The organism is Anoxybacillus sp. FSL W8-1294 (assembly GCF_037965005.1).
In the GTDB taxonomy this organism is placed as follows: Bacteria; Bacillota; Bacilli; order Bacillales; family Anoxybacillaceae; genus Anoxybacillus; species Anoxybacillus flavithermus_G.
The window spans coordinates 2,325,833-2,352,011 of sequence record NZ_CP150179.1 but is presented as its reverse complement, the minus strand read 5'-3'; the positions used below and the strand labels follow the sequence as shown (position 1 = coordinate 2,352,011).

The window sequence follows — 26,179 nt, the reverse complement described above, 5'->3', positions numbered from 1 at the left end:
TATAAGGAGTGAATAAGCATGGCCATCGGTTTTATCGTGACGATTTTTCTCATCGGCTTCATCGGTTCGTTCATTTCCGGCATGGTTGGGATTGGTGGTTCAATTATTAAATATCCGATGTTGCTATATATCCCTCCATTGTTAGGCTATGCGGCATTCAGCGCACATGAAGTATCAGGTATTAGCGCCATTCAAGTATTATTTGCGACGATTGGCGGTGTTTGGGCGTACCGTAAAGGTGGGTATTTAAACAAGACGTTAATTATTTACATGGGAACGAGCATTTTGATCGGTAGTTTCATTGGCGGTTACGGCTCGAAATTAATGAGCGAAGGCGGCATCAATATCGTTTATGCGGTGTTAGCTACTATCGCGGCAATGATGATGTTCGTTCCGAAAAAAGGAATTGACAACATTTCACTTGATCAAGTAACATTCAACAAATGGCTTGCTGCGGCATTAGCATTCATTGTCGGTGTGAGCGCTGGAATTGTTGGTGCTGCTGGTGCGTTTATTCTTGTACCAATTATGCTCGTCGTATTAAAAATTCCAACGCGCATGACAATTGCGACTTCACTAGCTATTACGTTTATTTCATCGATTGGGGCAACAGTAGGAAAAATTACGACAGGTCAATTTGATTTTTGGACGGCGTTCATTATGGTTGTTGCAAGTTTAATTGCTTCCCCGATTGGAGCGAACGTTGGTAAAAAGGTAAATACAAAAATATTACAGTTTATTTTATCAGCACTTATCGTAGCAACAGCTATTAAAATTTGGTTGGATATTTTGTAAAAAATGTTGAAAAGTTCATCCTTCATGTTATAATACTAGTAGGGGTATATAGAATACCGTAACATAAAGGAGGAGTAGTGAGATGAAACAAGTAACTGTATATACAACAACAACATGTCCATATTGTACATTATTGAAAAACTTTTTAGCTGAACGCGGCATCCCATTTAAAGAAGTGAATTTGCATCAACATCCTGAGGCTATTGATTATGTTGTTCGTTCGACAGGGCAAATGGGAGTGCCACAAACTGAAATTAATGGACGTTGGGTGATTGGATTTGATCCTCAACGAATTATGCAATTGTTGCAACAATAATTTTTTTATCTATATTAATACCCTATAAGGTATAAAGGAGAGGTGGATGACTATGTCAGTATATGCGTTAACAGCACAGCAAATAAACGAGATGATTGTAAATAAAGAACCGTTTTTCTTATTTGATGTTCGCAATGAGTCAGACTTTGCGGATTGGAAAATTGAAGGGGAACAAATTGAATATTTAAATATCCCTTATTTTGAACTCATTGATGGTGTGGAGCCTGTGTTAGAGCGTTTACCGAAAGATAAAAAAATCGTCGTCGTTTGTGCTAAAGAAGGTTCTTCGATGATGGTCGCTGACATGCTTGCTGAAAAAGGATTAGAAGTGTTTTATTTAAAAGGTGGCATGAAAGCTTGGAGCGAATATTTATATCCAGTTGTTGTTTACCAAGATAACGACATAAAAGTATATCAATTTATTCGTGTCGGTAAAGGTTGTCTTTCTTACATGGTCGTATCAGGAAAAGAAGCGCTAATCGTCGATCCATCTCGCTTTATTGATGTGTATAAAGAAGTGGCGCAAAAAGAAAACGTAACGATTACACATATCGTTGATTCGCATTTACACGCGGACCATATTTCTGGTGGATATGAATTAGCGAAACAAACAGGTGCGACGTATTATTTAATGAAGAGTGAAGGGGCAGTATTTGAATTTGAACCGTTAGAAAACCACGATCGCATCGAATTCGAAAAAGTAAGCTTAGAAGTGTTAGCGATTAAAACACCAGGCCATACACCAGGTAGTGTATCGTTTTTCGTAAATAATAAATTGTTGTTCTCTGGCGATACGATTTTCGTTAGCGGTCTCGGGCGACCAGACTTAGGAGGAAAAGCACGTGAGTGGGCAAAAGACTTATACGACACAGTATATAACAAAGTCGCACAAATTGCAGATGATGTCATTGTCCTGCCAGCACACTATGCAAACTTCGATCAAGAAGTGAATGAGCAAGGATATATTGGCAATACGTTAGGAAACATTCGTCAAATGAATGAAATTATGCAAGGAAAAACAGAAGAGGAATTTGTGGAACATGTGGCACAATCGGCATCTTCTGAAACACCGCCAAACTTTGAAGACATTATTGCTATTAACCGTGGCGTAAAAGATGCTACACAAGAGCAACAACAAGAACTTGAAATTGGTCCAAACCGTTGTGCTGTTCACCATACGCATTAAAAAGGAATTTGATTTAAACTCGCGATTTGCGAGTTTTTTTTTCGATGTTGTGAAACTTTTTGGACACAATAGTCGTATGTAACATATGTAAAGGGTATTCTCTTTCATTTTCGATCATTTTTCACTAAAATAAATGTATGGAGGGATGATGTGATGTTTTTTCATCCAATGGATTTTCTCATTTTAATTGCCTTCGGGGTATCGATTTGGGCGCAATTTAAAGTAAGAGGAAACTTCAGCAAGTGGTCAGACGTACCTGCTTCGTCTGGTTTGACAGGTGCAGAAGTGGCGCGTCTCATTTTAGATCGCAACGGACTATACGATGTGCCAGTTGAGCTTGTTCCAGGCACATTAACGGATCACTACGATCCAATTGCACGTGCGGTTCGTTTATCAGAGCCGGTTTACTACGGACGTTCAATCGCGGCTGTGTCTGTAGCTGCCCATGAAGTTGGCCACGCAGTGCAACATCAACAAGCGTATGGTGCGCTCGTTTTACGGCACCGTATGTTCCCGCTCGTGAATTTTACATCAGGAATTGCTCCATTCCTTCTTCTTGGCGGGTTTTTGATGCAACAATTTTCGTTAATTGGTTTAGGGATCATTTTATTCTCGTTTGCCGTTGCATTCCAAGTTATTACATTGCCAGTTGAGTTTAATGCAAGCTCACGCGCCAAAGACTTTATGATTGCGGAAGGCATTATTCGCAACGAAGAAGAGCGTGGGGTAAATAAAGTATTAAACGCCGCAGCGTTAACATATGTTGCTGCAGCGCTTATTTCGGTGTTAGAATTAATTAAGTATGTGCTTATTTTTGTACAAGGAAACGATGAAGATTAATCAATAGGAGGTGACATCCGCACGCATTCATGCGTGCGGATGTTCGTTGGACATATTTAGTTTATGGATGATTGTTTTTCTTATTGCCTTGACCGGTTTTTTTGTCGCTTCAGAATTTGCGATTGTAAAAGTGCGCCCATCACGTATCGATCAACTCATGGAGGAAGGCAACAAAAAAGCAGTGGCAACCAAACATGTTATTACTCATTTAGATGAGTATTCGACACGATTGGCGGATGGATGTTAACAGAGCGTTATAATATTCGTCATGGAGAACAAATTGAGTTTGGTCATTGCGTATTTACCGTTATAGAATTGGACGGTCATCATGTGAAAAAAATTGAAGTGACACGTCTTCCCCATAACGTAGATGTAGTGACAGATATGAATGAAGAGGCAGCGTTATAATAACGTGCCTCTTTTTATGTGACCGAAAATGGTTTCATCAGGCAAAGCGGAACAAGTGATACGCTCCCCAGTAAACGGATGTAGGAACGATAAAGAGAACGCATGTAACGCTTGTCGATCGATCCACGGTTTTCCTCCATATAACGTATCACCAACTAATGGATGGCCAATATAGCTCATGTGGACACGAATTTGGTGCGTTCGTCCTGTATCAAGCGTGAGACGAACAAGTGATACGTGCTTTTGTTTGTCATATTGGAGACGTTCATAGTGCGTGATAGCTGTATCTCCTGTTTTTGATACGCGGCGTCTTGTTGGATGATGGCGATCACGGCCGATCGGTGCTTCGATCGTTCCCTTTTTTTGTTTGACATATCCGTGAACAAGTGCAATATATGTGCGATGAATCGTTCGTTTCGCTAAATATTGATCCAGAATAGCCCCAGCCAGTGCATGCTTGGCGAATAAAATAACGCCGCTTGTATCGCGATCGAGCCGATGAATATGACGAACTTTACTATAAATGCCTTCACATTGAAAGTGGAAGGCTACAGCGTTTGCTAACGTATTTGTTTGACTCGGTTGCGTCGGATGGACGTCTATATGCGCTCGTTTGTTAACGACGAGCACATGATCGTCTTCAAATACAATATGAAGCGGGAGCGGTGTTGGAGTCGGTTCAATCGTTTCTTCTTTCATATGAATGCGAATGCGATCATGCGGTGAAATGATTGTTCGAAAAGAAACGATTTTGTCATTTATAGCCACTGCCTTTGTCATTCGCCACTCATGCAACATTTTTTTCGGAACGAACCATTTCGTTTGTAATGCTTGTTCAAGTGGTAAGCCAACCCATGATTGTGGCGCTTCAAACATCAGCCAATTTCCTTTCTTTTGTACATTCATTCGTCTCACTCTCTTTATACAATAAATTACCAACACAAAAAAGCGGGTTGGTGTGTTACAATTTCGTTATAGATTAGGAAGTGAAATGGAATAAGGTGAGGCCAATTGAAAACCGTCTATGCTGCTACGGAAGAACAAAAGCAATATATTCATTCGCTTATTGAACAGTTTTATACATGTATTTTTCCAAAATATTTTACAGACGATGAAATTGAAACGTTTCAATCGCTCGGTGTATTACAATTTGAAGCGTCCACATATGACGGAACGTTGAAAGAGGCATTTACGATTATTTCTGCATTGCAATCACTACAAGCCATCATTGAGTTTGTTTCGTTCCATCATCGTTCCGCCCATTATGAACAGCTGTTTCAGCGCAATATCGAACGGCTAGAACAGCATGGGATTAGTTTTCCACTCACTCTTGAACATTTTTTGCATGAAAAAGATGAGTATGTAAGCGTGTATATGAAGCCTGTTCATGCTTGGGTGATGTAAAAAAGCCTTCATCATGAAGGCTTTTTATTTTATTTGTTCAAACCACTTCCGGAACACGTCTTCTTCATAATATCCTTCGATGCGTGCGACTTCTTCCCCGTTTTTAAAGTGAACGATCGTAGGTGTCGCTTCGATATGATACTCGTCCCATCCTTCTTCAAATTCAAGAAGGTTAAATTGTTTTAAATCGATTCCCATTTCTTTCGCTAGCGGAGCAACGACAGGCGTCGTTTTTTTACAAAATTCACACGTTGAACTGTAAAAGTAAATGGTCATTGTTCCCTTATTGTTTAATGCTTCTTTTAGCTCATCAGGTAAAATAACGTTTTGATAATTCGGATCATCAAGCAGGTCGATCGTAGCTGGGTGCAACTCTTCCTTCTTAAACGGGTTTCCTTCGGCTTTTTGCTTTTGGCTATATGATGTTATCCAAGCCATTGCACCAAATAAAATGATAATTATGCCACCGAAAATAAGCAACTTTTTCATATGTATTTCCCTTCTTTCTCCATTCGGATCACTTGATAACTAATAATGCCGATGAAAATAAAGGCAATTAGCGCTAGAAGAGGAATGGTAATAAACCCAAGCCAGTTCAGATAATCCCCTGTACATGGCACAATGCTACATGATGGAGCGGTATTACGGAAAAATGGAACTTTTTGAATGAAATAATGGTATAAAGAAATCGTTCCACCGATGATGGACAACATCAGTGTATAACGTGCGATAATAAATTGTTTTCGTACGAAAGCCATACCGAGCAAAAATACTTGTGGATACATAAAAATACGCTGGTACCAACAAAGTTCACACGGAATAAATTTTAGTACCTCGGAAAAGTAAAGGCTGCCAAGTGTAGCGACCAGCGCGACGCTCCAAGCGGCTAATAAGTAATTTTCTTTATGCATCATCGTCCCACCTTTTTATATTTCGCTCTTCGTTCATTATAGTACATGGAAAGAAATAATGTAAATTGCGACGATATTTTACTTACATAATGAACGGTTGAACGTACACAATAAAAAGCGAAAGGGGAGGATGATATTGAATCATACTGTTGAATCGATTATGACGCGCCAAGTGGCAACGGTCACACCAGATCAGTCCGTTCAAGAGGCAGCACAGTTAATGAACGAACATAATATCGGTGCCATTCCTGTTGTTGAAAACGGAAAAGTAAAAGGAATGATTACTGACCGTGACATCACTCTTCGTACAACAGCACAAGGGTTAACCCCTTCGACACCTGTTTCACAAGTGATGACAAGCGATGTTGTCACAGGTACGCCAAACATGAGCGTGAATGAAGCAGCGAAAGTGATGGCGAAAAATCAAATTCGTCGTTTGCCGATCGTACAAAATAACGAGCTTTGCGGCATTGTTGCGCTTGGAGATATCGCCACAAATCATACGTATGATGAAGCGGCAGAACAAGCGCTATCCGAGATTTCTGAACCTTCATACCATTAAGCAACAAGGGGCTTCTTTTAAAGAAGCTCCTTTTTAACTACGAAAAAGGAATTTGTATAAAGAAGCGAGAATAAGTTACAATAGACAACGGGGGTAGCGTCAAAAAATCTATGAAAAGTCATCATGGTCTACCTGTTGAAGGAAAATAAAGAGTATGGAGGGATAAACATGACGTGGAAAATCATATATGAGCGTTGGAAAGAAGCACAGTTAGATGAAGAATTGCGCTCACACTTGCAACAACTAGAAAAAGACGAAAAGCTGTTAGAAGATTGCTTTTACAAAACGTTAGAATTTGGCACAGGAGGCATGCGGGGAGAAATTGGACCAGGAACGAACCGCATGAACATTTATACCGTACGAAAAGCATCGGCAGGATTAGCGCGATATATTGAGTCGTTTGGAGAGGAAGCGAAAAAGCGAGGAGTTGTAATCGCATATGATTCGCGCCATAAATCGCAACAATTTGCCATGGAGGCAGCAAAAACATTGGCGACCCATGGCATTCAAACGTACGTATTTGACGAGCTTCGTCCGACGCCAGAGCTTTCATTTGCTGTTCGTCATTTACGTGCTTTTTCTGGCATCGTCATTACGGCAAGCCATAATCCGCCGGAGTATAACGGTTATAAAGTATACGGAGAAGATGGCGCGCAATTGCCGCCACATATTGCCGATGTTGTCATTGAATATGTCAATGCGATTGAAAACGAATGGGAACTCGTGGTTGAACGAGAAGAGGTATTAAAAGAAAAAGGACTTATTCAAATGATTGGCACAGAGATTGACGATGCATACATACAAAAATTAAAAACGATTTCGCTACATCCAGAACTCTCTCACGAAGTTGATGTCAAAGTCGTATTTACACCGCTTCATGGCACAGCAAATAAACTCGTTCAACGTGGATTAAAGGAATTCGGCTATGAACACGTGTTTGTTGTAAAGGAACAAGAACAACCGGACCCGAATTTTTCAACGGTAAAATCACCGAACCCAGAAGAACATGCTGCGTTTGAATTAGCGATTCAGCTTGGAAAACAAGTCGATGCAGACGTGTTAATTGCAACAGACCCGGATGCGGATCGTTTAGGCATTGCGGTAAAAAATGAACAAGGAGAATACATCGTTTTAACAGGCAATCAAACAGGTGGATTGTTACTTCATTACATTCTTTCACAAAAGAAGGAAAAAGGGATATTGCCACCAAACGGGATTGTATTTAAAACGATCGTCACATCTGAATTTGGGCGTGCGATTGCCAAGTCGTTTGGAATCGAAACGATGGATACATTGACAGGGTTTAAGTTTATTGGTGAAAAAATTAAACAGTACGAACAAACAGGCGAGTATGTATTCCAATTTGGTTACGAAGAAAGTTATGGCTATTTAATCGGCGACTTCGCCCGAGATAAAGATGCGATTCAAGCGGCTGTTTTAGCTGTTGAAGTATGCGCGTTTTATAAAAAGCAAGGTTTATCTTTATATGAAGCGCTTATGCAATTGTTTGAGCGATACGGATATTATCAAGAAGGACTTCGCTCATTAACGCTCAAAGGAAAAGAGGGAGCGGAGCGCATTGAATCGTTATTAGCTACGTTTCGCTCGGAGCCACCGACTATTGTTGCCAATCAGCGTATAGTCATTCGCGAAGACTATAAGACGAGCGAACGAGTGCATATGGAAACAGGAGAAAGAGAGAACATCGATTTACCGAAGTCGAACGTATTAAAATACGTATTGGAGGACGGCTCGTGGTTTTGCGTGCGTCCGTCTGGAACGGAGCCAAAGATGAAGTTTTATTTTGGGGTGAAAGGGCAAACATTGACGGAGGCGAAAACGAAGCTAGAACAGTTAGAAACGGCAGTCATGGAGCGTATATATGCATTAACAGCTGATAAGGTGTAATACCTTATCGGTTGTTTTTTTGTATAGGGTGAGGGTAACATAAAAGCGACAACATAGAAAGGGTGTGTTCAACATGTTACAAGGGCAGGTTGCGATTGTGACGGGGGCGTCACGCGGCATCGGTTTGGCAATCGCACATGCGTTGGCTAAGCAAGGAATGAAACTTGTATTAATTGGGAGTTCATCCGATATTCACCGTGTTGGCGAACAATTGAAAGGGTCGAAAACATTTCAAGCGGACGTATGTAATGAACAACAAATGAACGAGGTCGTCGCGGAAACTGTTGCCACATTTGGTCGCATTGATTTGCTTGTAAACAATGCAGGCATTGGTGTATTTAAGCCTGTGGAAGAAACGACAGTCGAAGAGTGGAAACGTCTATTTGAAGTAAATGTACAAGGTGTATTTATCGGGACGAGAGCTGTACTTCCACACATGAAAAAGCAACGTTCGGGAACGATTATTACGATTTCATCTGACGTTGGACGATACACCATCGCAAACGGTTCGGCATATACTGCGACGAAATATGCGGTTCAAGGATTTTCAGGAAGTGTGGCTCAAGAAGTGCGCCCATACGGCATTCGTGTCGGTACGATCAATCCAGGGATGGTTGATACATACTTTGCTAACTCGACGCAAGGATTGCCTGAAAAAGCAGAATGGTTAAAAGCAGAAGACGTCGCCGAAGCCGTTGTCTATATGGCAAGCGCACCGAAACATATGTTGATCGATGAAATCGTATTACATCCGCTTATTCAAACGTATCCGGTCGTATAAAAAGCGAAAGGAGATCGTTCCTTTCGCTCTAATAATCATATTGCATCGTAAGTGTTGGCTCTTGTTCGTACATATCCAACGCGTGGTCGATGTAACGCAACAATGCATTTAATCGCTTTTGGACGACGGTATAATCTTTTTCGAAGTTGTATGCATGAAGAAACTGTTCAATTTTTTTTGAAAGTAAATCGTCTTTTGTGCGTACCATAAGAATGAGTAAATGATCCCATTCCGATCGGTACGTATAGTAAAGCGCTTTGTCGTAATCGGCTGTATGCACCGCAAACCCTCCTTGTCGTGAGGAGCTATATGTAGTTTATGAAAAAACGGTCATTTTTCTCGCTGTAAATGTTGTGCGATTTGGCAGAGGAGAGTTGGACATGGAGAAACACGTTGTGTATTATGAATCACCGATCGGTTGGTTACAAATCGTTGGAACGAATGAAGGAATCGAGCGGATTGATGTCGTTGAACGAGGTGAAGATCAGAACGAAAAAGTGGCGGAGCCTCTCATGCAATCGCTAGAAGAACTTGAACAATACTTCCAAAAGAAACGGACGTCGTTTTCGATGCCCTTAAAGCTCGTGGGCACTCCGTTTCAACTGCGTGTATGGGAAGCATTACAAACGATTCCTTATGGACAAACGGTTTCATATGCCGATATTGCCAAACAAATTGGGCAACCGAAAGCGGTACGGGCGGTTGGCAACGCTGTCGGCAACAATCCCATAACGATCGTTGTTCCTTGTCATCGCGTCGTTCGTACGGGTGGGGGACTTGGTGGATATGCGTGGGGAATCGAAAGAAAAAAATGGTTACTTGCGCATGAAACGCGCTGAAAGCTCAGCGCGTTTGTCCTAATAGCCATTTCGCATACGGTGAGTTGGCTGGTAAAATGACAACCGTATCTTCGCCGATCGTTGTCTTATACGATTCGAGCGTACGGTAAAATGAGTAAAATTCAGGATCTTTTGCGAATGTTTCGTTATAAATGCGTGCTGCTTCTTGTTCACCTGCTGCGCGAATGCGCTCCGCATCTGCTTGCGCTTTAGCGAGCATTTCTTTCACTTCGCGATCTGTTTGCGCGATAATACGTTGTTTTTGGGCATCCCCCATTGATAAATATTCTTGTGCTTTCGATTCACGCTCGGAAATCATACGTTTATAAACGGACTGTTCGTTTTCTTCCGGTAAGTCAATACGTTTTAAGCGCACATCTACAACGCGAATGCCGTAGCTGTCTTTTTGTAGTAGGTCGTTTACTTTCGCTGTTACTTCGTCATTTAAACTACCGCGTGATGATTTTTCGTCGTTAATAATTTCATCGTAATTTAACTGTCCAAGCTCGGTGCGGACAATGGAGAAAATAAATTCGTCCATTTTCGATTCTGCATTTTCTAACGTGCGCGCGTTTTGAATCATCTCTTTTGGGTTTGTAATTTCCCAAATGGCGTAATGGTTGACGAGAATGCGTTTTTTATCTTTTGTATTAATTTCTGCTTCGGCGACGTCATAAAAAATTTGGGCTTTTGGCAACGATGTTACGCTTTGAATAAAAGGAATTTTAAAGCGTAATCCTGGCGTTTGATCAATGCGAACAATTTCACCAAATTGACGTACAACTTTATATTCATTTTCATGAACAATGTAGACGTTTGTTAAAGCGATAACGAGTAAAACAAGTCCGATGACTCCCCCGACAAAAAAACGAAACCATTTCGTTGGCAGTTTATCTTTCAAGCTAATGACGTTTTGATCATCTTGGAAGTTTGTCATTCGTTACCACTCCCTTGCTCTTTCTTTTTCTCTGTCGTTTGTTTTTCGATCGGTTGGATTGGTAAATATTTTAACGTATTGCCATCGTCGTTCATAATGTAAATGCGTGTGTACGGTAGGACTTGTTCAAGCGTTTCAATCATTAACCTCTGTTTTGTAATGTCTTTTGCGTTTTTATATTCTTCGTATAAGGCATTAAATTTAGCGACATCTCCATACGCTTTTTCGATGCGTGCCACTTTGTCAGCTTCCGCTTGGGAGATGAGAGCGTCTTTTTCCCCTTCGGCTTCTTTCGTTCGTTTGTTGCGATATTTATTCGCTTCGTTAATTTTTGTGTTCATCGTTTCGCGCGCATCTGTGACATTTGTAAATGCTTTGCGCACTTCGTCGTTCGGTAAGTCAACGTCCTGTAATTTCACAGCTAAAATGGAAATGCCGATATCATATTTTTTCATTAATGCGGTGAGCAATTCGCGCACATCCGCTTCAATTTTTGCTTTACCTGATGTTAACGCATCATCAATTTTTGAACTGCCGATGACGCTACGCAAAGAAGCAGACGTCGCATTATATAAAATTTGTTCCGGTTCGTATGAGCGATAAAGAAATTTTGCAGGATCAGTAATTTTCCATTGAACAACCATATCGGCAAGAACAATATTTTCATCACCTGTAATCATTTTCGTATCGCCTTGGTTTGTAGCGACAACTTTTCCGTTTTCTTCTTTGTAGCCAAACTGTAAACTAAACGTTTCTCGCGACAACGTTTCGACCGTTTGAATCGGCCAAGGAAGTTTAAAATGTAGTCCGGGTGTTGTCACTTCTTCATCAATTTTACCAAATGTTAAAATAATGGCTTGTTCTGACTCATCGACGGTGTACCATGATGTTAGTGCGGCAACAAGAAGAAAAATACCAGCAATCGACCCGATGACGATGCCTGTAATAGAGCGCTTACCCATATAAATCCACCTTTCTTGTTATTTATATGTATGTACGGAAAAAACAGAAAAAAGTTTCAATAAAAAAGCAAGCTACTGATGTGCTCAGTAGCTCATATATATTTTCTTTGTACGTTTCTTCCGTCGTATGTGAATAGCGTCGGTTTGTTTTCAATGATCGTTTCCATATGAACCGCTCGGCCCCAAAGTTGATAAATATACGGAAGCACTTTTTCTAAATATTTGACGTCTAGTTCAATGCCTTCGTACGAATGTTTTAAATACAACTCCCCATTGCGCATGTAATCGCCGTCATTGACTGTAATGTATGGAAAGCCACCGTTGACGCGCATGTTCACAAGTTGATCGCGCACATGTTCCCAATGTTTATCAACAATTTTATAGTCTTTTCCTTGTTTTTGGAATAAATACATATCTTCACGCATAACGAGTTCTTTCGTTAAATAGTTGCGCAAAAAGGAAATATCGGATTCTAATTCACGTACTTCAAATATTTTTGCACGCCCTGAACCTGGTTTGACTCCGAGCTTTTTCATTTCTTCCGTCGGATTGTCCCACCGTTTTTCAATATCTTCAAAAATTTTTAATCCTAAGTAATATGGATTAATGCTGGTGCGAGAAGGTTGGACAACACCTGCGTTTAATTTGGCAAATTCGATCGCTTCATCACTCGTTAAATCCATTTCGCGTAAAATGCGTTGATGCCAATACGTTGCCCAGCCCTCATTCATAATTTTCGTTTCAAGTTGAGGCCAAAAATAAAGCATCTCTTCACGCATCATCGTTAAAATGTCGCGTTGCCATTCATCAAGCTCGCGGCTATATTCCTCAATAAAAAGCAACAAATCTTTTTCAGGTTGAGGAGGAAATTTTCTTCTTTTTTTTCGATTCGATGGTGTTTTCCTTTTTTCATCAAGCGACCATAAATCGTCATATGGGGACGGTTTCTGTGCTTCATCATCTTCTTCGTATACCTCTGTATCTGCTAACGTCCACGCTAGCTTTGGACGAAGAAGTGAAGGATCAATATGCTCTTGAATAGCTAAAACAGCATCTAAAAATTTTTCAACTTCTTGCTTCCCATATTCATGTTCGTAATGTTTAATTCGTTCCGCTGTCGCCGCCATGCTTTCAACCATATCCCGTTTCGTATTGCTGAAGCGAACGTTATTTTTAAAAAAGTCGCTATGGGCAAGGACATGCGCGACAATTAATTTATTTTGAATAAGGGTGTTTGTGTTTAATAAAAAGGCATAGCACGGATCGGAGTTAATGACAAGCTCGTAAATTTTACTTAATCCGAGATCATAATGAAGTTTCATTTTATGAAATTGTTTTCCAAAACTCCAATGGGAAAAGCGTGTCGGCATGCCATATGCTCCGAACGTGTAAATAATGTCAGCAGGACAAATTTCATAGCGCATTTCATAAAAATCAAGCCCAAACCCTTCGGCAATTTCTGTAATTTCCGCAATCGCTCTTTCTAACGCTTTCTGTTCATCTCGTTTCATCGCACTCCCTCCTTATGACAATGTATGAGCGAGTGCATCATTTGATACGTCAGGAATAATTGATTGACTTTATATTTTCTTTCGTTTATATTTAACTATGTTAAATATTTATATCGTTAAAAAGGTGGGGTGTGTATGGAGCGGACGCCGTTTACTGTACTCGTTGAGCGATTAGAGCATGCGTTTTCGTTAGCCCTTCGCAAATTGGCCGCGGATTTAGCAAAGGAGGAAATCGGCTTAACGAAACCGCAGTTTTTTATTTTAAATTTGCTTTCAAAGCGCGGGAAATGTACAGTAAGTGAATTAGCGGACGAAATGTTTGTGAAGCCGAGCGCGATTACAACGATGATTGACCGCTTATATAAAAGCGGATTTGTATTGCGTCATCGCGATGAAGAAGATCGCCGCGTCGTGTATGTCCAGTTGTCTGAAAAAGGAGAAGCAATGCTTCAGCATGCACGCGCAGAGCGAAGAAAAATTATTGAACGTTATTTATGTCAATTACGATTAGATGAGCTTGAACAGTTTGTCCATATTATCGAAAAAATTGTTGCGACAAACGAAAAAGAGGAGAAGTGAGACGTATGAAAGAACAAGCAGCGATACAAACAAGTGTTGCGAATATACAACAAAAACGAGGTATTTTAATTACGGGGCTTCTTGTTGCGATGTTGTTTGGGGCGTTAGATGGCACGATTGTTGGGACAGCGTTGCCACGCATTGTTGGCGAACTTAGTGGGTTGAGCATGATGGCATGGTTGACAACAGCATATATGCTCACATCGACAACGATCGTTCCGATTGCTGGGAAGCTCGCTGACTTATTTGGACGCAAGTCGATCTATATTGCTGGATTAGTGATTTTTATTATCGGTTCAGCGCTATGCGGCATGGCGGAAACAATGAATCAGCTTATTATTTTCCGAGCCATTCAAGGCATTGGTGGAGGTATTATGATGCCGATGGCGATGATCGTCATAGGTGATTTGTTTACAGGAGCAGAGCGGGCAAAATGGCAAGGGGTGTTTGGCGGCGTATTTGGATTAGCATCTATTCTTGGGCCACAAGTGGGTGGATGGATTGTCGATTCGTTAAATTGGCGTTGGGTATTTTACATTAATCTTCCTGTTGGTATATTAGCCATTGTTCTCATTTCGCTCGGTTTGCATAATCATCGCGTCGCTGAGCGAGTAAAGCTTGATTTGGCAGGCATGTTTACGATGGTTGTAGCCGTTGTTTCGTTGTTGCTTGCCTTAACGTTCGGTGGCGATAAATACGATTGGCTATCGTGGCAAATTATTTCTTTACTAGCTGGCTCGGTCGTTTTCTTTAGTTTATTTGTATTTGTAGAGCGAAAAGCAGAAGAGCCGATTATGCCGATTCATTTATTAAAAAATAAAACGTTTGTTGTGCTTAATAGCGTCGGGTTTTTTATGTCTGTCGGCATGTTTGGAGCGATTATGTTTGTACCGCTCTTTATGCAAGGCATCATTGGCATGAGCCCATCAGAATCAGGAACGATGATGTTTCCGATGATGTTTGCGCTTATTATCGCAAGTATGATCGGTGGACGACTTGTACAAAAAATTGGTGTTCGCCCGCAAGTGATTGTTGGGATGGTGCTTGTGGCGCTTGGCTTTTTCTTATTGTCAACGATGGATGTCAATACGAATAAATGGACAGCGATGTCATTTATGGCGACGCTCGGTTTTGGGTTAGGATTCGTCAACCCAGTTATCACACTCGCGTTGCAAGAAGTATTTCCGAAGTCGCAGCTTGGCATTGTAACATCATCAAGCCAGTTTTTCCGACAAATTGGTGGAACGTTTGGAGCGACGTTGTTAGGAGCGATTATGAATCATCGTTCGAAAGATTTATTAGAAGCGAAGTTTCTTCCGTTGTTAGAACAATTGCCAGCGCAAGCGCAAGCGATGACAGATTCATTTAAGCAACTTGTTGAATCGAACCCGCAAAGCGTATATTCCGTCATTTTAAATCCGGATACGTTAAAAAAAATTCCTGAACAAATGCAACAAATGTTTGTGCCTATATTAAAACAAACGCTTGTTGATGCGTTGAGCGATGTATTTTTATATGGATTGATCTTCGTTGGCATCGGCTTTATTTTTGCGATGTTTATCGGTCGCATTACAATTTCAAATCGGACGAATAAAGTGAATGAAATGGAATAAAATTATAAGTATATAACAGGCAACGATGATCAATCGTTGCTTATTTTTGTTCGTATGTAAACCGTTTGCACACATAAAATGAAATTTTTTATGAAAAAGTGCAACTTCCTCTTTTAACGAGAGCGTTTGTGTATTAACATGAAAGAGTAGAGATTATTGAAAGCGATTTAGTTTGAATGGATTGAGGAGGTTTTTACGTGAAAAGAGCTTGGTGGAAAGAAGCGGTTGCATATCAAATATATCCGAGAAGCTTCATGGACTCGAACGGAGACGGGATCGGAGACTTACAAGGAATCATTCAGAAGCTTGATTATTTAAAAGACCTTGGAATCGATGTCATATGGATTTGCCCGATTTATAAATCGCCGAATGCCGACAACGGCTACGATATTAGCGATTATCAAGATATTATGGAGCAGTTTGGCACGATGGAAGATTTCAATCAACTGCTTGAAGAAATTCATAAGCGCGACATGAAAGTCATTTTAGATCTCGTTATTAACCATACGAGCGATGAACATCCTTGGTTTATTGAATCGCGTTCGTCACGCGACAATCCAAAACGCGATTGGTACATTTGGCGCGATGGAAAAAACGGCAAAGAACCGAACAATTGGGAAAGCATTTTTGGTGGCTCGGCATGGGAATATGACGAGGCGACGGATCAATATTATTTGCATGTGTTTGCAACGAAGCAACCGGATTTAAATTGGGAAAATGAAGATGTTCGTCGTGCGTTATATGATATGATTAATTGGTGGCTCGATAAAGGCATTGATGGGTTTCGTGTTGATGCGATTTCACACATTAAGAAAAAAGAAGGTCTCCCTGATTTACCAAATCCCAAAGGGCTTGACTATGTCCCTTCATTTGACGGACATATGAATCAAGAAGGGATTATGGACTATCTTCGTGAGTTGAAAATGCAAACGTTTGCGCGTTATGACATCATGACAGTTGGAGAAGCGAACGGAGTAACGGTCGAGGAGGCAAAAGATTGGGTCGGTGAAGAAAACGGCATTTTTAATATGATTTTTCAGTTTGAGCATCTTGGACTTTGGCAAAAAGGAACAGATGGCGGTGTTGATGTTCGGAAATTAAAACGTGTATTAACGAAATGGCAAAAAGGATTAGAAGGTGTTGGCTGGAACGCACTATTCCTTGAAAACCATGACCAGCCTCGTTCCGTGTCGACGTGGGGAAATGACGAAAAATATCTTGTTGAAAGTGCCAAAGCATTAGGAGCATTATATTTCCTTATGCAAGGAACGCCGTTTATTTATCAAGGGCAAGAAATTGGCATGACGAACGTCCGATTTGAAACGATTGATGAATATGACGATGTCGCCATCAAAAATTATTATCGTATTGAACGTGCTAAAGGGCGTTCACATGAAGAAGTGATGCAATGGATTTGGAAAAACGGCCGCGACAATTCACGCACGCCGATGCAATGGTCGGATGAAGAAAACGCCGGATTTACGACAGGAACACCGTGGATTGGTGTGAATGAAAATTATAAACAAATTAATGTCAAAAAACAGTTGCACGACCCGAACTCTGTGTTAAACTTTTACAAACGCATGATTCAACTAAGAAAACAGCATGACGTATTTGTTTACGGAACATACGATTTAATATTAGAAAACCATAAAGCAATTTATGCGTATACGCGCACGTTAGGTGATGAAAAAGCGATCGTCATCGTGAACTTAACAGACCGAAAAACAATGTATCGTTACGATTCATTGAAATTAAATAGCGAGCAACTTGTGTTAACAAACTACGATGTAAAACCGCATAAACATGCGACACGCTTTACATTGCGTCCGTATGAAGCGCGTGTATATTTGGTGAAATAATGAAAATCCCCTTTTCCGACATGGAAAAGGGGATTTTCACGTTTATTTGCGTGAATGCACTTCGTAAATGGCAAATTTCAAATAATCGCCTTCATCGGCGGCAAGTAGTTTTGGATGGTCATATCCTGCACCGCTCCAATGAATTTGACGTAAAATTTTCTTCGCATCAAACGCTGCTTCCGTAACCATCGCTTGAAACATGTCGGGGTGCACATGATACGAACAACTTGCTGTCACGAAAAAGCCGCCGTCTTTCACTAACTTTAAGCCGTTTAAATTAATATCTTTATAGCCAGCAAGCGCCTTTGGCACCGCATGAGCGGATTTTGCAAACGCTGGTGGGTCAATAATGACGACATCCCATTTTTTCCCCTGTTGTACGCATTCGCGTAAGTAGTCAAACGCGTTCGCAACGACGAAATCCACATTTGTAAATCCGTTTAACTCTGCGTTTCGCTTTGCTGTTTCAATCGCATGTTCAGAAATATCGACAGCGGTCACATGTTTTGCTCCGTATAAGCAGGCGTTTAACATAAATGAACCTGTATGCGTAAAACAATCGAGCACGGTTGATTCGCTTGTAATCAGCGGCTTGATGGCAGCACGATTTTGACGTTGATCGAAGAAAAATCCTGTTTTTTGTCCGTTTTCGATATCGACAATGTATTTCACGCCGTTTTCTTCAATTTGTACGTTCGTATCGCACGTGCCGTACCAAAATCCTTTTTCTTGTTTTAATCCTTCTAATTCGCGCACGTGAACGTCGTTGCGCAAATAAATCGCTTTCGGTTGAAAAACGTCAAGAAGCGCTTGTAAAATCCATTCTTTTCTTTTTTCCATGCCGAGCGATAAAATTTGCACAACGAGCACATCTTCGTACTTATCAACGATGAGCCCAGGTAAAAAATCGGCTTCTCCATAAACGGCGCGACATGAACGAACGCCCGGAATCATCCGTTCGCGATACGCCCATGCTTGACGAATACGGTTCATAAAAAATTGCGCGTTTAATTCGTCGTTTGGATTTTGCGTTAACACGCGCACGATCATTTGTGATTTTGGATTAATGTATCCTTTCGCTAAAAAGTGACGTTGATGGTTATATACGTTGACGAAATCCCCCGGTTCAAAATCTCCTTCAATATAATCGACTTCGCTTTGAAACACCCACGGATGTCCAAGCTCGAGCCGCTTTTTTCTTTTTCGTTTTAAAAATACATTTGCCATACATCCCACTCCTGACTATATATTCGCTACTTTAGCATACAGGAAGAACACGATGCGCGCAAATGATGGATAAAAAATATTTGACAATTGTGTGAAATATGCTAATATTAGTGACAAAGTGAATGATGCAAATGTATTCCACTAGGGGGGCCTTTAGATAGGCTGAGATCAAAGTGTGCCTTTGAGACCCTTAGAACCTGATCTGGATCATACCAGCGTAGGGAAGTGGAAACGGTGCGAAGTGTGTCTTTTATTAATTTCCATCGTTTACAACCACTTTCTTTGCGCAAAGAAAGTGGTTTTTTATTTTTCTTAAGGGGGAGAGGTTATGTTGTTTTCAGAGCAGTTGCGCAAGGCTGTCGATCCGATTTGGGAAGCGAGCTTTCATCATCCGTTCGTGAAGGAGATCGGGGAAGGAACACTTGATTTACGTTGTTTTCGCTATTATGTATTACAAGATTCATATTATTTGACACACTTTGCAAAAGTGCAAGCGCTTGGCGGGGCGATGGCTGATGATTTACAAACGACCGCAAGCATGGCGCATCATGCGCAAAGTACGTATGAAGCTGAGCTTCGTTTACATGAAACGTTTATGAAAGAGCTCGGTATTACAGAAGAAGAAAAGGCGTCGTTTGTTCCTGCTCCAACTGCGTATGCGTACACGTCCCACATGTATCGCGCGTCGTTTGCAGGACGTTTTGGCGATGTATTAGCTGCCATTTTACCGTGCTATTGGTTGTATTACGAAATTGGTGAGCGGTTAAAACATTGTAAGCCGAATCATCCAATTTATGCACAATGGATTGAAGCGTACGGCTCTGACTGGTTCAAACAGCTTGTCGAACAACAAATTGCGCGTTTAAACGACATCGCAAAAACAGCTAGCGAAAAAGAGTTAGAGCGGATGAAGCAACACTTTGTGATCAGCAGTCAATATGAATATTTATTTTGGGACATGGCGTACAAATTAGAACGTTGGCCAATTGAAGAGGAGGATGTTTATGCAAACGAAAGGGCTTAAATTAACAGACGTATTAACGACCGTTGTGGTGGCGATTGTGTTTGGGATTGTGTATAAAGTGTGGGGACCGCTTTACTATGCGGTAAAACCGCTTGGACTTCATCTTGATCAACTCATTTATGGCATGTGGTTTATTGCGGCAACTGTTGCCTATTTATTAATTCGTAAACCAGGAGTGGCGCTACTTGCGGAGGTGGCTGCGGCATCAGGAGAGTTTTTAGCTGGTTCTGAATGGGGGCTTGAGGTGCTATTTTACGGCTTTGTGCAAGGGTTACTCGCCGAGCTTGTTTTCGCTGCTTTCCGCTATAAACGTTTTGATGTGGCGGTTGTGTCGCTTGCAGCGGTTGGTTCAACGATCGCTTCATTAGTGCTTGATTTTTACAAAGGATATATCGACCAATTAGCATGGTGGAATTTAACGTTATTTATCGGTGCGCGTTTCATTGGAGCGATCATCATTGCTGGTGTATTTGCTTATTCGCTTGTGAAAGCGCTCGAAGCGACAGGTGTGACGCAATTGTTGCGTCCGACGACAAAAGAAGATTACGACTCACTTGATAAATAGGATGTGACATCATTGATCCATATCGAACAATTGCGCTTAAAATTTCCGGGGGCAGAAAAGCGGTTATTTACCGATGTATCGCTTTCGATTAAAAAAGGAGAAAAAGTGTTGCTTTTAGGCCCATCGGGATGCGGAAAATCCACGCTTTTGCAAGTGATGGCGGGCATTATTCCGCGCTCGATCGATGTGCCGATGAAAGCGAGTAAACTGCACATTCCAAATCGTGTAGGCTATGTGTTTCAAGATCCCGATGCCCAGTTTTGTATGCCGTATGTTGATGAAGAAATGGCTTTTGTTCTCGAAAATCTCGGTGTGCCACGTGCAGAGATGGAAGAAAAAATCGCGCGCATGCTTCGTCTTGTGCGCCTCCGTCTCCCGCACGTTCATGTACCGATTCAAACATTATCTGGAGGAATGAAACAGCGGTTAGCGATTGCGTCAGTTTTAGCGCTTGAACCTGATGTGTTATGTTTAGACGAACCGACAGCACTTCTTGATGAAGAAGGAACAAAAGCTGTGTGGGAAACGTTAAAAGAAGTGGTGGAGGATCGAACCGTTGTCATTGTTGAACATAAAATTGATCACATTCTCGACTTTGTCGAGCGCATCATTTTATTTAACGAACATGGTGAGATCATCGCTGACGGCGGAACGAATGAAATTTTTTCAACGTATCGTTCGTTTATTACAGAACAAGGGATTTGGCATCCAGACGTGTGGGAAACGTATAAAAAGCCAAAAACAGCGCAACAACCGTATGCACATGGGGATGTTCTTTTACATGTACAGTCGCTTCGCGGCTTTCGACAAAAAGAAGAAAAAATAGCGGTCGACGAGTTAGTGATTCATGCGGGTGAATGGATTGCGGTTACAGGGGAAAACGGTGCAGGGAAAAGTACGTTGTTGCAAAGCTTAATGAAACTTATTCGAACAGAAGGTGATATGTATTGGCAAGGAGAGCTTGTCAAACATGAAGAATTGTTATATGACAACATTGCTTTTGTGTTCCAAAACCCCGAGTTTCAATTTGTTACAAATCGTGTAGATGATGAGTTAGCGTACTCTTTCCGTCTTGAAAAACGTCCAGAACATGAAGTAGCCGAGGAAGTCGAACGATTGCTTAAACGGTTTCATTTGAGCGCGCAGCGTCATTTGCACCCGTATCAATTGTCGATGGGGCAAAAGCGGCGACTAAGTGTTGCTGCGTCGGTGACGGAGCAACATCGCCTATTGCTTCTTGATGAACCGACGTTCGGACAAGATGCAAAAAATACGTTTGCGCTGCTCGAATGGCTTGAAGCATACCGGCAACAAGGAAAGGCAATTGTCATGGTGACGCACGATGAACGTATCGTGTCTGAATTCGCGACAAGACGATGGATCATTGAAAGCGGAAAGTTTGTCGCTGATGAAATGATTGCACCGCGGATGCTTGTACGAGGTGAAATAGGATGAGATGGAGCATTGACCATCGCGAAACATGGTTGCATCAAACGAATCCGACAGCGAAATTGCTTTTCTTTTTGCCGATGTTTGTTGTGATTGTTTTTGTCCATAATCCGAACGTACTCATCAACTGGACAATCGGATTTACCGCCTTATTTATGTTGTTTAGCGGTTATCGGATGAAGCATATGCTTTTATTTTTTGCTCCGTTTTTGTTCATTTTCATTTCTACGTCGTCGTCGATGATTTTGTTTGGAAAAGGGGAGACGACGTGGTTTCGTTGGGGGCTGATTCATATTACCGAAGAAAGTTTTTACCGCGGCGTTCACCTCGGCTTTCGTACGCTTTTGTTTGCGATTTTCGGATTAATGTTTGCGCTCACGACAAAGCCGGTGCTTTTATTTTACTCGCTCATGCAACAAGCGAAAGTGAAACCGAAATATGCGTATAGTTTTTTAGCAGCTATTCGTTTATTGCCGATCATGTTAGAAGAATTTCAAACGGTTCATCAAGCGCTAAAGGTGCGACGGGCTGCCAAAGCGAAAGGATTTCGTGGCAAACTTGAATTGGTGAAACGATATGCGATCCCGCTTTTATCACAAAGTATTCGCCGCGCTCAGCGCATTGCGGTGGCGATGGAAGCAAAAGGATTTACAAATGAACGAACACGGACGTTTTATTATGAAGTGACGATGGGGAAATATGACATTTATTTACTTATCGTCATATGCGTTATCGTTGCAGCTGGATATTACGTCGCGGACGTGTTCCCATACGTGGCGATAAAGGATGTGCGGTAAGTATGAAAGAGTTCCATCTCATCTCAACAGGCAATCAGTCGATGGACACGTTTGTTCATATTTCATCGCTCGTCCATTCATATGTCGATTACATTCATATTCGTGAAAAGCATCGCTCAGCGAAAGAAATTAGCATGATTGTGGAAAAGTTGCTTGAAGCAAATGTGCCAACACAAAAAATTATCGTCAATGATCGAGTGGACGTCGCAGTCGTTTATGGCGTTGGCGGCGTTCAGCTCGCTCATCATAGTTTGGCGCCTAAACGAATAAAAGAGAAGTTTCCATTTTTGCGTGTCGGCCGATCTGTTCATACGTTGGAAGAAGCAAAACAAGCGGAAGACGAAGGAGCGGACTACGTCGTTTTCGGACATATATATGAAACGAATTGTAAAGAAGGCTTGAAGCCGCGCGGGCTTTCATCGTTGCAGCAGTTGGCGAGTTACATATGCATTCCTGTTGTTGCCATTGGAGGCATTAAACCTTATCATGTTCGTGATGTGTTCATGGCGGGGGCAAAAGGGATTGCGGTGATGTCTACTGTATTTGACGCGGATGATCCGCTGTATATGGTTCAACTATATCGGAAACAAATGGGGGAGAATACATGGACGTTTTAATTATTGGGGGAGGCATTATTGGCAGCAGCATCGCTTTTGAGTTAACGAAAAGAGGAGCGTCAGTTGTCGTTATTGAACGTGGTGCGCTCGCACAAGAAGCATCATCGGCCGCAGCCGGAATGCTCGGTGCACACTCTGAGTTTGCGACAGATCATCCCATCATTCCGCTTGCTTTAGCGAGTCAGGCGTTATTTCCGAGCGTCATCGCTGAGTTGCAAGAGTTAACAAATATAACCGTTGGATGGAATGAAGCGGGAATGTTAAAAATGGCAACCACATCGGAAGAGTATAGCGAATTAACGAAACATTATGAATTTTGGAGGCGAATTCAACCGCAACACGTTCGCTGGCTAACCTCCGATGAAGTGACGCAACTCGAACCGCACGTACGAAGTGAATATGGGGCGATGTATACGATCGATCAACAAGTGGATGCTAAACAGCTTTCGCTTGCTTTTGCTCATGCAGCGATGGCAAAAGGGACAAAGTTTTTACCGTATACGGAAGCGTACGATTTTATTGTTGAACAAGAACGTGTTGTAGGGGTAAAAACAACGAGTGGTTCGCTATATGCAAAGCGTATCATTATTGCGTGCGGGGCATGGACGCCAATGTTAGCTGAAAAATTGCGGTTATCGCTACATATGTATCCGGTCAAAGGAGAATGTGTTTCGGTGATGACAGAAACCCCTCTTTTACAAGCTACTGTATTTGCGAAAAACGGCTGCTACATCGTGCCGAAAGCGAATAATCGACTTGTCATCGGAGCTAGTGCGATTGCACATTCATTTACGAAAAACGTGCAAACATGTAGCGTGCATCAATTGTTAACACGCGCAATGCAAATCGTTCCGGCTATTGCCCATTGCACATTCGAGAAAACTTGGGCAGGCATTCGTCCACAGACAAAGGACGGTCTGCCTTACATCGGGGCTCATCCACAATACGCAAACGTGTTTATTGTAACAGGACATTATCGCAATGGCATTTTATTAAGTGCGATTACAGGTCGATGTGTGAGCGATATGCTTGAAGGAAAAGAAGTACCATTTGATATGACACCGTTTTCGCCAACAAGAAAGGGGGAGGGGCATGCGTTGCATCATTAATGGTGAAATGATGGACTTGCCAGCTCACATTCGTACAGTTGCTCAATTGTTGCATCATTTTCATATTCATGAAAAAATCGCAATCGTTGAAATCAATATGGAGATTATTCCGAAAAAGAACTATGAACATAAACAGATTGCTGACGGCGATCGCATTGAAATTGTTCACTTTGTAGGGGGAGGATAATATGTTACAAATCGGTCCGTATACATTTCAATCTCGCTTATTGCTTGGTACAGGGAAATATCCAAATATCGACATTCAAAAAGAAGCGGTTGAAGCGTCGGGGGCAGAAATTTTAACGTTTGCGGTAAGACGGATGAACATTTTCGCACCCGATCAACCGAATTTTTTAGAAAAAATAGATGTAACGAAATATAAACTGCTACCGAATACGGCAGGAGCAAAAACAGCAGAGGAAGCGGTGCGTATCGCCCGTTTAGCGAAAGCTTCTGGGCTTTGTGATATGGTGAAAGTAGAAGTGATTGGGTGCGATCAAACGTTGTTGCCTGATCCTGTCGAGACGTTAAAAGCGACAGAAGTGTTATTAGAAGAAGGATTTATCGTTTTGCCGTACACGTCAGATGATGTTGTGCTAGCGAAGCGACTGCAACAACTCGGTTGCCATGCGATCATGCCCGGCGCCTCACCGATCGGATCAGGACAAGGAATTATCAATCCATTAAACATTCAATTCATTATTGAACAAGCAACCGTCCCTGTGATTATTGACGCAGGCATTGGCGGACCGGCAGATGCGTCATTGGCAATGGAATTAGGGGCGGATGGAGTATTGCTAAATACAGCTGTTGCTTCTGCGAAAGATCCGGTAAAAATGGCGAAGGCGATGAAGCTTGCGATTGAGGCAGGGAGACTTGGATATGAAGCAGGGCGCATTCCAAAAAAGAAATATGCTACAGCGAGTAGCCCGAGCGAAGGGATGAGCATCGTCTAATGGATCGTTATTCACGACAACAACTGTTTGCTCCCATTGGGGAAAAAGGACAACAACACATTCGTGAAAAACATGTGCTCATTATCGGTGCTGGGGCGCTTGGAGCGGCAAACGCGGAGACGCTTGTACGAGCAGGGGTTGGAAAAATAACGATTGTTGATCGCGACTATGTGGAGTGGAGCAATTTACAGCGCCAACAGCTATATACGGAAGAAGATGCAATCAAACGCCTGCCAAAAGCGATGGCGGCCGCTACGCATTTGCGCGCGATAAATAGCGACGTTGTTATCGAGCCGATCGTGGCGGATGCAGATGCGCGGTTGCTTGAGTATCTTGTGGCACACGATCGCCCTCATGTTATCATCGATAGTACCGATAATTTCGATGTGCGGATGATCATTAACGATGTTTCACAAAAGTATGCTGTGCCATGGATTTACGGGGCGTGTGTAGGTAGTTATGGATTAAGTTATGTGATTATCCCAAATGAAACGCCGTGCTTACGATGTCTTCTTGAAGAAGTGCCGCTCGGTGTTGCGACGTGCGATACAGCAGGAATCATTAGCCCTGTCGTCCATATGGTTGTTGCACATCAAACGGCTGAAGCATTAAAAATTTTAGTAGGTGATAAACGTATAAACCGCAAGCTCGTTTCGTTTGATGTATGGCACGGACAATATCGGATGATCGATGTGCACAAGTTAAAAAAAGACGCTTGTTCGTCGTGTGGTGAAAAACGAATATATCCAGCCCTCCAATATGAAAATGAAACGAAATTTGCGGTATTGTGCGGACGTGAGACGGTACAAATTCGCCCTGCGCAACGAGGGGAGCGCGAATGGACAACACTCATTTCTTTTTTACAGCAACAAGGCATTCGCATTGAACAAAATGAATATTTACTTGCGTTTACCATTCATCCTTATCGTTTTGTCGTCTTTTCCGATGGGCGTGTATTCATTCATGGGACAAATGATATTCAGGAAGCGAAGAGACTATATTATCAATATTTGGGGTGAAA

Annotated in this window: 30 protein-coding genes, 1 pseudogene and 1 riboswitch; of the genes and pseudogenes, 23 read left to right on the top strand and 8 right to left on the bottom strand. The window is 41.8% G+C overall.

Features of this window, described 5'->3' with window-relative positions:
* The first annotated feature begins 18 nt into the window (after positions 1-18).
* The 6 genes and pseudogenes from NSQ23_RS12540 (at position 19) to NSQ23_RS12515 (ending at position 3,545) form a co-directional block, all read left to right on the top strand.
* Positions 19-795, top strand: coding sequence for a sulfite exporter TauE/SafE family protein (locus NSQ23_RS12540; protein ID WP_339171013.1), 777 nt, complete (start codon positions 19-21; stop codon positions 793-795).
* 82 nt (positions 796-877) lie between these two features.
* Complete coding sequence (locus tag NSQ23_RS12535) at positions 878-1,111, top strand: glutaredoxin family protein (RefSeq protein ID WP_004892233.1); 234 nt, start codon at positions 878-880, stop codon at positions 1,109-1,111.
* A 52-nt stretch (positions 1,112-1,163) separates the two neighbouring features.
* Positions 1,164-2,297: an MBL fold metallo-hydrolase gene (locus tag NSQ23_RS12530; protein ID WP_339171012.1), complete on the top strand. Its 1,134-nt coding sequence runs from the start codon at positions 1,164-1,166 to the stop codon at positions 2,295-2,297.
* A 153-nt stretch (positions 2,298-2,450) separates the two neighbouring features.
* On the top strand, positions 2,451-3,137 hold the full coding sequence (locus NSQ23_RS12525) for a zinc metallopeptidase (protein WP_339171011.1): 687 nt from the start codon (positions 2,451-2,453) through the stop codon (positions 3,135-3,137).
* A gap of 46 nt (positions 3,138-3,183) precedes the next feature.
* Positions 3,184-3,357 (top strand): annotated as a pseudogene (locus NSQ23_RS12520) (CNNM domain-containing protein); the annotation flags it as partial.
* 20 nt (positions 3,358-3,377) lie between these two features.
* Positions 3,378-3,545 carry a hypothetical protein gene (locus NSQ23_RS12515; RefSeq protein WP_339171010.1) on the top strand — a complete coding sequence of 56 codons (168 nt, stop codon included), beginning with the start codon at positions 3,378-3,380 and terminating at the stop codon, positions 3,543-3,545.
* On the opposite strand, the gene NSQ23_RS12510 is transcribed toward NSQ23_RS12515, so the two are convergent.
* Positions 3,540-4,451, bottom strand: a complete 912-nt coding sequence (locus NSQ23_RS12510) for an RluA family pseudouridine synthase (protein ID WP_339174414.1) — start codon at positions 4,449-4,451, stop codon at positions 3,540-3,542. The genes NSQ23_RS12515 and NSQ23_RS12510 overlap by 6 nt on opposite strands.
* Positions 4,452-4,556: 105 nt before the next feature.
* On the opposite strand from NSQ23_RS12510, the gene NSQ23_RS12505 reads away from it, so the two are divergent.
* Entirely contained in the window at positions 4,557-4,949 is a 393-nt protein-coding gene (locus tag NSQ23_RS12505; RefSeq protein WP_339171009.1) for a YhcU family protein, read from the top strand.
* 24 nt (positions 4,950-4,973) lie between these two features.
* Here the strand turns inward: NSQ23_RS12505 and NSQ23_RS12500 are convergent, their stop codons facing one another.
* Positions 4,974-5,438 (bottom strand): thioredoxin family protein, encoded by a 465-nt coding sequence (locus NSQ23_RS12500; protein ID WP_339171008.1) that lies wholly within the window; start codon positions 5,436-5,438, stop codon positions 4,974-4,976.
* Positions 5,435-5,863 carry a disulfide oxidoreductase gene (locus NSQ23_RS12495; protein WP_339171007.1) on the bottom strand — a complete coding sequence of 143 codons (429 nt, stop codon included), beginning with the start codon at positions 5,861-5,863 and terminating at the stop codon, positions 5,435-5,437. Before NSQ23_RS12495 ends, NSQ23_RS12500 begins: the two co-directional genes overlap by 4 nt.
* A gap of 127 nt (positions 5,864-5,990) precedes the next feature.
* On the opposite strand from NSQ23_RS12495, the gene NSQ23_RS12490 reads away from it, so the two are divergent.
* From NSQ23_RS12490 to NSQ23_RS12480, 3 genes are all read left to right on the top strand, one after another.
* Positions 5,991-6,422, top strand: a complete 432-nt coding sequence (locus NSQ23_RS12490; RefSeq protein WP_339171006.1) for a CBS domain-containing protein — start codon at positions 5,991-5,993, stop codon at positions 6,420-6,422.
* A 168-nt stretch (positions 6,423-6,590) separates the two neighbouring features.
* Positions 6,591-8,330 (top strand): phospho-sugar mutase, encoded by a 1,740-nt coding sequence (locus tag NSQ23_RS12485; protein ID WP_339171005.1) that lies wholly within the window; start codon positions 6,591-6,593, stop codon positions 8,328-8,330.
* Positions 8,331-8,403: 73 nt separating this feature from the next.
* Entirely contained in the window at positions 8,404-9,111 is a 708-nt protein-coding gene (locus NSQ23_RS12480; protein ID WP_339171004.1) for an SDR family oxidoreductase, read from the top strand.
* Positions 9,112-9,139: 28 nt separating this feature from the next.
* On the opposite strand, the gene NSQ23_RS12475 is transcribed toward NSQ23_RS12480, so the two are convergent.
* A complete protein-coding gene (locus NSQ23_RS12475; RefSeq protein ID WP_339171002.1) occupies positions 9,140-9,391 on the bottom strand; it encodes a YhdB family protein in 252 nt (83 codons plus the stop codon).
* Between the two features lie 100 nt (positions 9,392-9,491).
* On the opposite strand from NSQ23_RS12475, the gene NSQ23_RS12470 reads away from it, so the two are divergent.
* Positions 9,492-9,950, top strand: coding sequence for a methylated-DNA--[protein]-cysteine S-methyltransferase (locus tag NSQ23_RS12470; RefSeq protein ID WP_339171001.1), 459 nt, complete (start codon positions 9,492-9,494; stop codon positions 9,948-9,950).
* A gap of 4 nt (positions 9,951-9,954) precedes the next feature.
* On the opposite strand, the gene NSQ23_RS12465 is transcribed toward NSQ23_RS12470, so the two are convergent.
* The 3 genes from NSQ23_RS12465 to NSQ23_RS12455 all read right to left on the bottom strand — a co-directional run bounded on the left by NSQ23_RS12465 (position 9,955) and on the right by NSQ23_RS12455 (position 13,360).
* Positions 9,955-10,887: a protease modulator HflC gene (locus tag NSQ23_RS12465; RefSeq protein ID WP_339170999.1), complete on the bottom strand. Its 933-nt coding sequence runs from the start codon at positions 10,885-10,887 to the stop codon at positions 9,955-9,957.
* Positions 10,884-11,849, bottom strand: coding sequence for an FtsH protease activity modulator HflK (gene hflK / locus NSQ23_RS12460; RefSeq protein ID WP_171699905.1), 966 nt, complete (start codon positions 11,847-11,849; stop codon positions 10,884-10,886). The genes NSQ23_RS12465 and hflK overlap by 4 nt, the downstream gene beginning before the upstream one ends.
* A 92-nt stretch (positions 11,850-11,941) precedes the next feature.
* The gene (locus NSQ23_RS12455) at positions 11,942-13,360 is read right to left on the bottom strand and encodes a SpoVR family protein (RefSeq protein ID WP_192948533.1); all 1,419 of its coding nucleotides are present in this window, start codon (positions 13,358-13,360) and stop codon (positions 11,942-11,944) included.
* A gap of 135 nt (positions 13,361-13,495) precedes the next feature.
* On the opposite strand from NSQ23_RS12455, the gene NSQ23_RS12450 reads away from it, so the two are divergent.
* From NSQ23_RS12450 to NSQ23_RS12440, 3 genes are all read left to right on the top strand, one after another.
* The gene (locus tag NSQ23_RS12450) at positions 13,496-13,939 is read left to right on the top strand and encodes a MarR family transcriptional regulator (RefSeq protein ID WP_339170997.1); all 444 of its coding nucleotides are present in this window, start codon (positions 13,496-13,498) and stop codon (positions 13,937-13,939) included.
* A 5-nt stretch (positions 13,940-13,944) separates the two neighbouring features.
* A complete protein-coding gene (locus NSQ23_RS12445) occupies positions 13,945-15,552 on the top strand; it encodes an MDR family MFS transporter (protein ID WP_339170996.1) in 1,608 nt (535 codons plus the stop codon).
* A 197-nt stretch (positions 15,553-15,749) separates the two neighbouring features.
* Complete coding sequence (locus NSQ23_RS12440; RefSeq protein WP_004892189.1) at positions 15,750-17,414, top strand: alpha-glucosidase; 1,665 nt, start codon at positions 15,750-15,752, stop codon at positions 17,412-17,414.
* Between the two features lie 42 nt (positions 17,415-17,456).
* On the opposite strand, the gene NSQ23_RS12435 is transcribed toward NSQ23_RS12440, so the two are convergent.
* A complete protein-coding gene (locus NSQ23_RS12435) occupies positions 17,457-18,641 on the bottom strand; it encodes a class I SAM-dependent rRNA methyltransferase (RefSeq protein WP_064214224.1) in 1,185 nt (394 codons plus the stop codon).
* A gap of 133 nt (positions 18,642-18,774) precedes the next feature.
* Positions 18,775-18,882: riboswitch (TPP riboswitch) on the top strand.
* A gap of 87 nt (positions 18,883-18,969) precedes the next feature.
* Here NSQ23_RS12435 and tenA point away from each other — a divergent pair.
* From tenA to NSQ23_RS12390, 9 genes are read left to right on the top strand one after another with little or no spacing between them, the layout of a single operon-like run.
* Entirely contained in the window at positions 18,970-19,665 is a 696-nt protein-coding gene (gene tenA, locus NSQ23_RS12430; RefSeq protein ID WP_339170995.1) for a thiaminase II, read from the top strand.
* The gene (locus tag NSQ23_RS12425; protein WP_012575849.1) at positions 19,640-20,230 is read left to right on the top strand and encodes an ECF transporter S component; all 591 of its coding nucleotides are present in this window, start codon (positions 19,640-19,642) and stop codon (positions 20,228-20,230) included. The genes tenA and NSQ23_RS12425 overlap by 26 nt, the downstream gene beginning before the upstream one ends.
* Positions 20,231-20,233: 3 nt before the next feature.
* Entirely contained in the window at positions 20,234-21,685 is a 1,452-nt protein-coding gene (locus NSQ23_RS12420) for an ABC transporter ATP-binding protein (RefSeq protein WP_339170994.1), read from the top strand.
* Positions 21,682-22,476: an energy-coupling factor transporter transmembrane component T gene (locus tag NSQ23_RS12415; protein WP_094240099.1), complete on the top strand. Its 795-nt coding sequence runs from the start codon at positions 21,682-21,684 to the stop codon at positions 22,474-22,476. The genes NSQ23_RS12420 and NSQ23_RS12415 overlap by 4 nt, the downstream gene beginning before the upstream one ends.
* Before the next feature lie 2 nt (positions 22,477-22,478).
* Positions 22,479-23,093 (top strand): thiazole tautomerase TenI, encoded by a 615-nt coding sequence (gene tenI / locus NSQ23_RS12410; protein WP_339170992.1) that lies wholly within the window; start codon positions 22,479-22,481, stop codon positions 23,091-23,093.
* Positions 23,081-24,202 (top strand): glycine oxidase ThiO, encoded by a 1,122-nt coding sequence (gene thiO / locus NSQ23_RS12405; RefSeq protein ID WP_339170990.1) that lies wholly within the window; start codon positions 23,081-23,083, stop codon positions 24,200-24,202. Before tenI ends, thiO begins: the two co-directional genes overlap by 13 nt.
* Entirely contained in the window at positions 24,186-24,389 is a 204-nt protein-coding gene (gene thiS, locus NSQ23_RS12400; RefSeq protein ID WP_077427838.1) for a sulfur carrier protein ThiS, read from the top strand. The genes thiO and thiS overlap by 17 nt, the downstream gene beginning before the upstream one ends.
* A gap of 1 nt (position 24,390) precedes the next feature.
* A complete protein-coding gene (locus tag NSQ23_RS12395; RefSeq protein ID WP_339170988.1) occupies positions 24,391-25,158 on the top strand; it encodes a thiazole synthase in 768 nt (255 codons plus the stop codon).
* Complete coding sequence (locus tag NSQ23_RS12390) at positions 25,158-26,177, top strand: MoeB/ThiF family adenylyltransferase (RefSeq protein ID WP_339170987.1); 1,020 nt, start codon at positions 25,158-25,160, stop codon at positions 26,175-26,177. The genes NSQ23_RS12395 and NSQ23_RS12390 overlap by 1 nt, the downstream gene beginning before the upstream one ends.
* Positions 26,178-26,179: the final 2 nt, after the last annotated feature.